Below are 11,946 nucleotides of genomic sequence, written 5' to 3' on the forward strand. Positions count from 1 at the left end.
AATATGAGTAGCGAATCTAAATCTTTTTTTCGTACATTATTAGAGAAATACAACGAGTTATGTAAAGATCTTGGCGTTGACCAAGGTGCTTGTCGAGGCTGTGTACCCGTTGTAAAATTTGATCCCGAACAAGATGATAAATCTGGAGAAAAAACAAAAGATGTTTAAATTATCTTAAATGGGATAGAGAAAAATCTATCCCATTTATCCTTTCTAAACATGTCATACTATGATGTCCCCCCCCATTCATTTCTAAAAGAATGATTTAACTCTCGCAATTTTATTCATAATCTCTATACTATTTGAAAATTTTTATTTGGAGTCTTCATGTCATCTACTCAACAATTCCAAACGCTGTTTGAACAGTCGTTGAAAAACTACTGTGAAGAGCGTTTTTTAAAACCTGAACAACTTTCTACACAACAATGGTATCAATTCATTGCCGAAGTCAGCCAACAAGCGATTTTGCAAAATTTTCCTAAAAACGCACCGCTTGTAAACACTCGCAAAGTAAACTATCTCTCAATGGAGTTCTTAATCGGACGTTTACTGGGTAACAACTTAATGAGTCTGAGCGTTTATCAATATGTCTATTTAGCCCTTGCTCAATATGGTAAAAATTTAGTCGATATTCTCGAAGAAGAGCGTGATCCATCATTAGGCAATGGCGGTTTAGGTCGTTTAGCTGCCTGTTATTTAGATTCAATGGCAAGCCTTGCTCAGCCAGCAGTGGGATACGGATTACACTATCAGTACGGCTTATTCAAACAGAGCTTTGGCTGGGCAGGTGAACAACGTGAAGAAGGCGATGCGTGGAGCCGTGATTTCTATACTCAACAATATCATCGCCCAGATTTTCGTCAAACCGTTGGCTTTGGTGGCGAAGTATGGCATCGTGACGGTGATAAATATGAATGGAAACCAGCGTGGACAATTTATGGTGAAGCCTTTGATTTACCCGTAGTGGGTTATAAAGGGGTTCAACAGCCGTTACGTTTATGGCAAGGTTATAGCGAAACGTCCTTCGATCTTGCTCAATTTAACGACGGCGACTATCTTGAGTCTGAAAGCAAAGTGGTTGATGCGTCAAAATTAACCAAAGTGCTATATCCAAACGACAATCATCAAGAAGGTAAAGAGTTGCGTTTAATGCAACAATATTTCCACTGTGCTTGCTCTGTTGCCGATATTCTAAAAAATCACCTTGCACAAGGAAGAACCTTAGAGCAGTTGCCTGAATTTGAAGTGATCCAGTTAAACGATACGCACCCTGCGATTGCAATCCCCGAATTAATGCGCCTTTTGATTGACGAATACGGTTTATGTTGGGATCGAGCTTGGGCAATTTGTTCAAAAACATTTGCTTACACCAACCATACTTTATTGCCTGAAGCGTTAGAGCAGTGGGATCAAAATCTCGTCGCGAAATTGTTGCCACGCCATTTAATCATCATTGACCGCATTAACCACGAGCTTTATCAACAAGTGAAAGCGGAATTTAGCGAAGCAGAATTTGCAGATGCGTGGGACGAAACAGCGGTCTTAATGAACCACCGTGTGCGTATGGCAAACCTTTGTGTTGTAGGATCTTTTGCTGTCAATGGTGTGGCACAAATTCACTCGGATTTAGTGGTAAGCGATTTATTCCCAGCTTATAACCGCTTGTTTAAAGGTCGCTTCCATAATGTAACTAACGGTATTACCCCTCGTCGTTGGATCCGCCAAGCAAACCCATTACTAAGTGCGTTGTTAGATAAATATATCAAAGGTGACTGGACGAAAGATCTTGAATTGTTGGCTCAAATTGAGAAATTTGCCAAAGATCCACAGTTCCAAGCAGATTACAATCACATCAAACAGCAAAACAAACAGCTATTAGCGAAAGAAATTGAGCAATCACTTGGTTTAAAAGTGAATTGCAATGCGATTTTCGATGTTCAAATTAAACGTTTCCACGAATACAAACGCCAACATTTGAACCTGTTGAATATCATCGCCACTTATCAAGAGCTTAAAGAGAACCCACAACAAGAGGTTGTACCACGCCTGTTTATCTTTGCAGGTAAAGCGGCACCAGGTTACTTTATGGCGAAACAAATTATTCAAGCCATCAACGCTGTGGCAAAAGTGATTAACAACGATCCTGATATGCAAGGTAAATTACAAGTAGCATTCTTACCAGACTACCGTGTAAGCCTTGCGGAGAAAATCATTCCTGCGGCAGATGTTTCTGAGCAGATTTCTCTTGCGGGTAAAGAAGCGTCAGGTACGGGCAATATGAAATTAGCTCTCAATGGTGCAATTACGCTTGGCACATTAGACGGTGCAAACGTAGAAATTGCAGAATTTGCAGGGGAAGAAAATGTCGTGATTTTCGGACATACCGTTGAATCTGTGCGTGAATTGCGTGCAAAAGGTTATGTGTCTAAAACGTACTATGAGCAAGATCCTGTATTAAAACAAGCGATTGACGCATTAGCGGACGGCACATTCTCAGGTGGTAATAAAGATACCTTTGAACCGTTAGTTTATGATCTGTTAAACAAAGATTATTTCTGTGTGTTAGCAGATTTTGCAAGCTACCGTGAAGCTCAAAAAGAAGTCGCAAAACGTTATCAAGATCAAACCGCTTGGGTTGAATCTGCGATTCTTAATACGGCTCGTTTGGGTATGTTTAGCTCAGACCGTTCGATTCGTGATTATCAGACACGGATTTGGAAGAAATAGAGATATGGTAGCTAAAAATGATTTTTGTCATTTTTAGCTACTATTTTGTCTATTACACCTATTTTTTTATATGCTGCTAATACTGGTGCGAGCTAGATACTCGCACCAATTAATTTAGATATTCTTAGAATTTATAACTTACTGTTGCATTTACTTTACGTTCAGCGCCGTAATAGCAGTAGTAATCGCATGCCGCAACATATTTACGATTGCCTACGTTATCCACATTAAGTTGTGCGCTCCAGTTTTGGTTGATTTGGTAACGAGCCATTAAATCGACTAACGTCACAGACGGTAAACGTGCATGTGAGTAAAGTGAACCTTTTGACGTTACGCTAATGCTCTACATAACGAATACCTGCACCTACGGTTAAGCCGTTTAACATACCGTTGCTAAACGTATAAGCTGTTTTTGCTGCAAGGGTATTTGTTGGAATTAACGGGCGGCGTGTTTTGGTTCCGGTTGAGTCCTTGCTTTCTGCTTTTGTGTAAGTGTAAGCTAAGGTTCCAGTCCAATTTTCGGTTAAGTTTACATCTGCTTGAAGTTCGAAACCTTTACGATAAATTGGATCTTCATCACTCTCTGTTGAAACAGTGCCATTAGGTTGTAATTTACTTACTAAAGCATCGGTATCCTTCGCTCGGAAGCCTGCGATAGTAATTACCCCATCTAGCCACATTGAGCTGGTTAAAATGCTTAAGCGAGTACGATCTGAAATATCCCATTCTAAGGTTGGTGCAAGGTAGATCGTTTTATTTTCGGTATCTTTCCATTCGCCATTGGCGTGATTTAATGAGGCGACAATGCGATAACGTACGCTTTCATCATCGGTCATTTTTCCTGTGTAATCTGCGCCAAAACCATACAAGCTATTTGTACCAAAATTCGCTTTGAATTCGCCTTTACCGATTTGATCACGGTGTGCACGTTTGGTCACATAGTTAATTAAACCGCCTGATTGTGCTGCACCAAAGGTCATTGAGTCTGCGCCTTTTGTTACTTCAACAGCTTCTAAGCCAAAACTTTCTACATAAGGCGTAAAGAAACCGTAACTGAAGGTCGGCAAGCCGTTTACTGCTTGTGAAACTTCTGCTCCACGCACACGGAACCAGTTTGTGTTGGTGTCGTTACCAAATACTTGATTCGCAAAACCTGCTTGGTAGCGACCGATTTCATCGACTTTTTTCACGTCTTGTTTATCTAGTTCATCACGAGAAATGGCTATCGCTGATTTTGCTTGGTGTACAGGTACTTCACCCATTTTATACATCGAGCCACCACTAACAACCGCAACTTCATCTAACGCTGCAACATCATTTTTGCAGACTCATTTGTCATTGCATTGCTTGCAATGGCAAGTAGTACTACTTGAGAAATTGTTGAATAAACAAATGTTTTTTCGGTATTATGTATCAGCTACGTAAATATCTCAGCCCTTTTGAACCGAGGGCTGAGAGTAATTTGTTGTCTGAATATAAATACATACAAAGTTAACCCCGATGAAAACCGCTCAACTTTACCGTTATTCCTTACCTGTTGAAACAGGCATTATCTTACGTAACCGCCGTTTAAAACAACGAGATGGTTTGATTATTCATTTGCAACATGCTGACAAAGAAGGCTGGGGGGAAATCGCCCCATTGCCTGAATTTAGCCAAGAAACCTTAGCAGAGGCGGAAATTGCAGTTCGCCAATGGATTGAAAAGTGGCTAAATCATCAAGACGATTCTTTAACATCCTATCCACCGTCCGTTGCATTTGGGGTCAGCAGTGCCTTAGCAGAACTCAATGAAACATTAAGCGAAGAAGCCAACTTTCAAACTGTGCCACTCTGTTATGGCGACCCAGATGAACTTTATGCAGAATTGAACCAAATGCAAGGGGAAAAAATCGCCAAAATTAAAGTAGGGTTATATGAAGCTAATCGAGATGGGCTTATTGCGGATATGTTTTTAGAAGCAATTCCCGATTTAAAATTGCGGCTTGATGCTAATCGCTCATGGACGCTAGAAAAGGCGTTGCTTTTTGCAAGTAAAATTTCCCCTGAACGCAAAAAGCGCATTCAGTTTTTAGAGGAACCCTGCAAAACTCCAGAACTTTCACGTCAGTTTGCTGAACAGACAGGGATAAATATCGCTTGGGATGAAACGGTACGAGAGCCTGATTTTTTGGTAAAAAAAGAGCCAAATCTAACCGCTATTGTGATTAAGCCAACGCTCGTTGGTTCCCTTGAAAAATGTATTTCACTCATTGAACAGGCTCATCAGCAAGGTTTAATTGCTGTGATAAGTTCAAGTATTGAATCTAGTCTTGGGCTTACGCAACTGGCTCGCTTTGCGACTCAATATACTCCAAACACTTTGGCTGGTTTAGATACTTTAGATTTAATGAAAGTACAGTTATTGCGGGAGTGGAATAATTCAACTTTACCGATAGTGCATTTAAATAGCCCGTATATTTTGGGATTAGACGACAATGTTAAGTAGGCTATGTGATAATGATTAAATAGCAGCCTGTTCAAGAGACGATGCGGTGTAAAATATCCCATCTAAATCACCGCTTTCATCAGATTTCCCGCCTATTATTTCTAACTTTTTTAATAATTGACAATAAAAGTTGAAAAATGCTTGTTATTTTATTCTTTATTTTATGTAAATGTTGTTTTTTTTTTACAATGGAGTGGGGACATCTGTACACCCTGAAAATGTAAATAAAAGTTTATGATGCTTTATTAGAAAAAGCGTTAGAGAAGAAGATTATTATTATGAATAAAATATTTAGAGTTATTTGGAGTCACGCTCAACAGGCTTGGGTTGTTGTATCTGAATTAGTAAAATCTCATACCAAAACATCCACTTACACGGATAAAAGAGCTCAACTATGCACCTCACATTATTTTTTAGATAAACAGCAAGATAAATTTAAATTAAGTCTTTTAAGTCTAGTATTACTAGGTATATTTTTTAGTCCAGTAGGTTCAGCAGCATGGTTGGTATATGGTTCTAGTTCAGGGGATCAAGGAAGTGACGATGGTTCTATTGGTATTGGTCCAGGTAGTAGGGTTGGGTCTGATTCTATTGCTATTGGTCGGCTCTCAAAATCTCAAAATACGAGTTCTGTTGCGATAGGTCATGGAGCAAATGCACAATCATACGAATCTATCGCCTTAGGCAAAGGTGCCAATACGGCAGCGAATTATGCAGTTGCACTAGGTTCAAATGCTAGAGCAAGTGGGGAACACTCTGTTGCTATCGGGACATATACCCAAGCGGTGGGGAATAACTCCATATCAATCGGTAATGGAGCAAATGCAAGATTAGATTCTATCTCCTTAGGCAGAGAAGCCAATGCGACACATACTCAAACAGTTGCAATAGGTCCAAAAGCTAGCGCAAGTGGGGCACAATCTGTTGCTATCGGGGGAGATACCAAAGCGGAGGGGCGTGGCTCCATATCAATCGGTGGCGATGATTTAGATGCGACTGAATATCAGACTGTAGAAGGAGTTAATCGGTATTTTGGCACCACGGCAAAAGGAAATGCTGCCATTGCAATTGGTGTAAAATCAAGAGCAGTTGGAGATGGATCAGTTGTAGTCGGTCCAGTCTCACTAGCAAGCGGTAAAGAAGGTGTAGCAATCGGTGCGAAAAGTACTTCAAATAACGACTATGGTGTGGCTGTCGGTAGCAGTTCTATAGCGGGCAGTCGTTCGGCATCTTTAGGCTATAAAGCTGCTGCAGGTGGCATAGGTTCTGTCGCTGTGGGTGAACGGGCAACTACCAACCAAGTAAGTAGAGCAACCGCACTTGGTAACAATTCAATTGTTCTTGTTGATGGTGGCGTGGCGTTAGGTTATGGTTCGAGAGCAGAAATAGCTGGGAATGTAGATGGAGAGAGACAACCCCATTCTATAATAACAGACAGTACTGTTGAGAATGGTTTTAAATCAACACAAAGTGTTGAGAATAACATTACTATCGGTGCAGTTTCTGTGGGTAATGAGAAAATCAAACGCCAAATCGTCAACGTTGCAGCAGGTAAACAATTAACTGATGCAGTAAACGTGGCGCAGCTTAAATCGCTCACAATGAAAATTGGTGGAGATTCCAACGCTAATGAACAACCTAAAGTTGGCTTGTGGGAAGGTATCTTAAATGTTAAAGGTACAAGCGGTGAGATTAAGACTTCTGCTAGTGGCAATACCATTACCTTGAAATTAGATGAGACGTTGAAGCAGAAGATCACGGACTCTGCTAGCAAAGAATATGTCAATACTAAATTTAACGAAATCAGTACAGTAACCACTCATCAATACTTTACCGTTGGTGATGGTAGTACGAGTACGACTAAAATTACGGTCAATACGGAAAAGGATAAGAAACACTTTGATATTAAAGGAAAAGATGGTGTTACTACGACTGTGGTTGAGCGTGCAGTGGAAGTAGGATTAACAACTGAAATAACGAATAAAATCAACAAAATTGATGACCTAGAAACCAAAGTAAATAATCAGGGCATTACTTTTGTTGCAGATGCTGGTACTCAAAACAACACAAAAACCGACCCTGTGAAATTGGGTAGCGAGCTGAAAATTGCTGGTGGCACCAATATCGGCACAACGGTTTCAGATGATAAAGGTGCGATTAATATCAATCTTGATGATGATGTGGTGTTAAGCGCAGCAGGTAGTGTTGCATTTGGGAATGATACTACTCTTTTAACAAAATTAGAGAATAATGGTTTAACGGTTAAAACGGATACAACGACAAATGCGAAAACCATTGAAGTTACCAAAACAGGCATTAAAGCAGGCGATAAGAAAATCACCAATGTAGCTGCAGGTGATGTGAAGGATAACTCAACCGATGCGATTAATGGCAACCAGTTACATAACTTTATTAAAGTAGGCGATAAGGCTGTTGCCAAAGATGGTGTGGTGAAATTTGCCAACGGTACGGGAACAACTGTATCTGCAGAAAATGGCGAGATTAAAGTTAATGTGAATACGGGTACCTCAACTGTAGATGAGGACGGCAAGGCTAAATCAACCTCAACTGATCACGATAATAAAATTGCCACGGTGAAAGACATTACAGATACAGTAAATAAAACATTCTGGAAAGCTAGCACAGATAAAGAAGGTACAGGTAAACAAGCGACTGGTTCCGAAAATAAACTTGCAAAAGTAAAAGCTGGCGATGAAGTGAAATTTAAAGCTGGCGATAACTTGATTATCAAACAAGATGGTACAGAAGATCGTGACTTTACTTACTCGCTAAATAAAGATGTAGATTTGAAAGATGGTAGCGTTAAGTTTAATAAGGCGGGTGAAACTGCAACTTCGGTTCAGTTAGATGAAAATGGATTGACGATTACGAAACCTGCCAACTCAGGAGATACAAAATCTGATGTAAAACTTACCGCTAGTGGTTTGGATAATGGTGGCAACACGATTAAAAATGTAGCTAAACCTGTGAATGAAACAGATGCGGCTAATAAAAAATACGTTGATGATACCAATACCATTGTTGAAGCAGGTACGGGTATTACGGTAAGTGATCCACAAAAACAAGCCAATGGTGCGAATAAATATACCGTTTCTGTCAATACAGGAGCATTTGGTGCAACAACCAATGACGGTAAACTTTCACAACAAACCGCAGGTGTAGCCACGGTAGAAAATGTGGTTAATGCGGTCAATGCTGGTTATTGGAAAGCTAAATCAGGAAGTAAAACCAGTAATATTAAGTTTGGCGATACCTTGGAGTTTGTTGATGGAAGCGTAACAACAGCCTCTTTAACGGATGACGGTAAGGTTTCGTACGATGTGAAATACGATAACAACACCATCACTAAAACGGTGGACGGTAAACTACAAGTTAATACTGCGGTTATGCCGAAAACAACATTTAAAGTGAAGGCGAATGAAGAAACTCAAACAGAAAACGTTACAGATGGAGACACATTAACGTTTAAATCTGGAAAGAATATTGCTGTTTCGAGAAGTGGTAAAGAATTCACGATTGCAACAAGCGATACACCTACCTTTACTTACGTAACAATAGCGAGAGCTCCAACAAAAGGAAATCAGGCTGCAAATAAAAATTATGTTGATGGTTTAAGAACAACCGTTCAATCAAGTGATAACAGCATTAGCGTAGAGGACAAAGACAATAGCGATAAATACGCTTACGATATTAAAGTGAACTATACCAAAGTGGCTGAAAATGCGAAATTAAGCTACAAAGCTAACAATACTGGTACACAAGAAGTAGCGTTAAGTACAGGTTTGAACTTTACCAATACGGACAATATTACCGCTTCGGTTGCAGATAATGGCGTGGTGAAACATACGTTAAATTCTGAGCTCAAAGGTGTAACATCAATCACAGATAAGACAGATGGAACTGGTACGAAGATTACTTTATCTACAGCGGATAATGATAAGAAAGTAACGCTTAATGACGCTAAATTGACTGGTTTAACGGCTGGGGATATTACAGATACTTCAAAAGATGCAGTGACTGGTAAACAGCTGAAAGATTTGGCAGATAAAATTGGTGTTGGGTTAGAAACTAGCAGCACTACTGCCTTTAAAACGCCTGAGTTTACTAAACTTAAAGAAACTAAAGGTACTGATGTAACCGCTAAAGAAGCGAAAACAGTATTTGCTGCATTAGAAGAAACTAGAAATAAAGTTAATGAGGGGCTTAAGTTTAAAGGTGAAGAAACTGATGGCACTAAAACCATCACTAAACAATTTGGAGAAACATTAACGATTAAATCTGGGGATATAGCCACTGGAGAGCATAAAGGTGAAAATATTGCCGTTGAGTCTAATGGAACCGAAATAGTGGTTGGCATGAAAGATGCGTTGACTAACATTAAGTCGATTGCGAATGGCGATGAAAACACCGGCACGAAGATTACTTTGGCTAGTGATAAGAAAGAGCTAAATGTGAACAGTGCTAAAGTGACTGGCTTGGCAGACGGCAAAGTATCTAATGACAGTACAGATGCAACTACAGGTAAGCAGTTGTATAACTTGGTGAAAGTCAATGGTACAAATGCGGTTAATGATATTGAAAATAATCCAAACAAAGGTGGCATTAATTTCGCAGATAGTTCCACGGTCACCATTGCTAAAGGAACAGATGGCAATGTAACAATGTCAGTGAGTAATACTACATTAAGTGTTGCCGATAGTGGTGATAATATAGGCAAAGTAACCGCTCCAAATACCGATGCAGATAAAGCGAAGTTTGTTAATGCCAATGATTTAGCTGATACATTAAACAAAATGGGCTTTAATGTGGAAAGCACAGGCTCGAACCTTGGAGCAAATAATCAAACGGGCAAACAGCTGATTAAAGCAGGTGATACTGTGAAATTTGAAGCAGGCGATGGTTTATTAGTGAAACGGGTTGGAAGTACTTTCACTTATGAGCTTGGAGATAGCCTAAAAACTAATAATCTAAATGTCGGAGAGAAAGGCGAAAAAGGAAAGGACGGCACAATCAGCGTAAACGGCAAAGATGGTTCGGCTGTGGTGATTAATGGTAAAGACGGCTCTATTGGCTTGAATGGCAAAGATGGAGCGAATGGTGTCACCATTAAAGGCGACCAAGGTCCTGCTGGTGTTGATGGTGGGAAGAAAACTCGTATTGTTTATGAGTATAAAGATCCAAACAAGCCAGGCACGACAATTAAGGAAGAAATTGCTACCTTGAAAGATGGTCAAAAATATTCAGGTGATAACTATAAAGCCGCAGAAGGAGATAAGGCAGAAGAAAATGTTATTGCGAAGAAATTGAATGAAAGACTGGAAATTAAGGGCGGTGCTGATACCACTAAGTTAAGTGACAATAATATCGGTGTGATTGCTGAAAATGGCGTGTTGAATGTGAAATTGGCGAAAAACATTGATTTAGGCACTGATGGTTCAGTAACAACGGGCAATACTACAATGAACGATAGTGGTATTACCATTAAGAAACCTACCAATGCTGGTGATAAAAAATCTGATGTCAAACTGACCGCTAGTGGTTTGGATAATGGTGGTAATGTGATCAGTAATGTCGCTGAAGGTAAGAAAGATACGGATGCGGTAAATGTGAAACAGTTGAAAGACACGGTAAATGCTGCGGCAACTGATGTGGTGTCTAATGATGGTAGCATTGATGTGATGGGTGAAGTTGATGCGGTTACGGGCAAAAACACCTATGACTTGTCGGTGAAAACATCTGCTATTACGGTAAAAGCTGGAAATCAGGAAGCTGCGTCAGACGGCAATAATGGTTATGTTAAGGCTGATGATGTTGTCAATGCGATTAACAAAACCACGAAAGCTGCTAGAACCGAAGTGACTGATGGTCGAAATACCCAAGTGGTGGCAACCACAGGTGAAAATGGTCAGGACATTTACAATGTGAGTGTCAGCGGTTTGCCGATGGAGTATGCTACGGAAGACGGTAAATCGATTATCAATATGGGCGGTAATTTCTATTTGGAAGAACCTGCCGCAGATGGTTCGATTAAGTTAATTCCAGTGGTCAATGCTAAAGGTAAATTCTCAACTAAAACACAAAATCCAGATGGTAGTGTTACGCTTAAGCCATTAGCGGTAAAAGTGAATTTGGCGAATGAAGCTCCGATGGTGTTGGGTAATGTGGCTGAAGGGGTAGCAGATACGGACGCTGTTAATGTTAAACAGTTGAAATCGGCAAAAACTGAAGTGGAATCTACCGATCACAGTGTGGTGATTAAGGAACGTCAGGGTGATAATCAGCAAATTGTTTATGATTTGACGGTTGCTAAGACGAAACTCACTGCCTCTGAGGATAAACGCACCATTAGTGCAGAAGATAAAGGCAACCATTTTGCGACAGGAGATGAAGTTGCAGTAGCAATTAATACCGCAACAGCAGCCGCAAGAACTGAAGTTGAAGCGGGTAAAAATGTGAAAGTGACTTCAAAAACGGGTGCAAATGGTCAGAATATTTACAATGTGAGCGTGTCTGGAGATTTAAGCGACATTACTTCAATTAGTAATGGCGATACGAAAGTATCTTTAGGTAAAGATGAGCAAGGAAATCCAGTTGTAAATATGAATGGTGCCAGAATTACCAACATTGGAGATGGTAGTACTGAGGGCGATGTTGTGAATGTTCGTCAGCTCAACACAGTGGTTTCTTCGATGAATGCTGGATTTAATCAAT

At 40.1% G+C, this 11,946-nt stretch carries 4 protein-coding genes and 1 pseudogene; 4 read left to right on the forward strand and 1 reads right to left on the reverse strand.

The genetic code is table 11. The features are described from left to right. Nucleotides 1–3: 3 nt before the first annotated feature. The gene (locus B0183_RS12215; RefSeq protein WP_016528190.1) at nt 4–168 is read left to right on the forward strand and encodes a DUF5363 domain-containing protein; all 165 of its coding nucleotides are present in this window, start codon (nt 4–6) and stop codon (nt 166–168) included. 159 nt (nt 169–327) lie between these two features. Beyond that, complete coding sequence (gene glgP, locus B0183_RS00975; protein WP_071610110.1) at nt 328–2,727, forward strand: glycogen/starch/alpha-glucan family phosphorylase; 2,400 nt, start codon at nt 328–330, stop codon at nt 2,725–2,727. A 124-nt stretch (nt 2,728–2,851) separates the two neighbouring features. Here the strand turns inward: glgP and B0183_RS00980 are convergent. Continuing rightward, a pseudogene (locus B0183_RS00980) lies at nt 2,852–4,141 on the reverse strand (TonB-dependent receptor domain-containing protein). Between the two features lie 86 nt (nt 4,142–4,227). Between B0183_RS00980 and menC the strand changes: the two are divergent. Together menC and B0183_RS00990 are read left to right on the forward strand one after the other, a co-directional pair. After that, on the forward strand, nt 4,228–5,214 hold the full coding sequence (gene menC, locus B0183_RS00985; protein WP_078208192.1) for an o-succinylbenzoate synthase: 987 nt from the start codon (nt 4,228–4,230) through the stop codon (nt 5,212–5,214). 278 nt (nt 5,215–5,492) lie between these two features. Next, nucleotides 5,493–11,946 (forward strand): ESPR-type extended signal peptide-containing protein (locus B0183_RS00990; RefSeq protein ID WP_131826755.1); only part of this gene is annotated, 6,454 nt, incomplete at its 3' end.

This window comes from Glaesserella parasuis (assembly GCF_002015085.1).
GTDB lineage: Bacteria > Pseudomonadota > Gammaproteobacteria > Enterobacterales > Pasteurellaceae > Glaesserella > Glaesserella parasuis.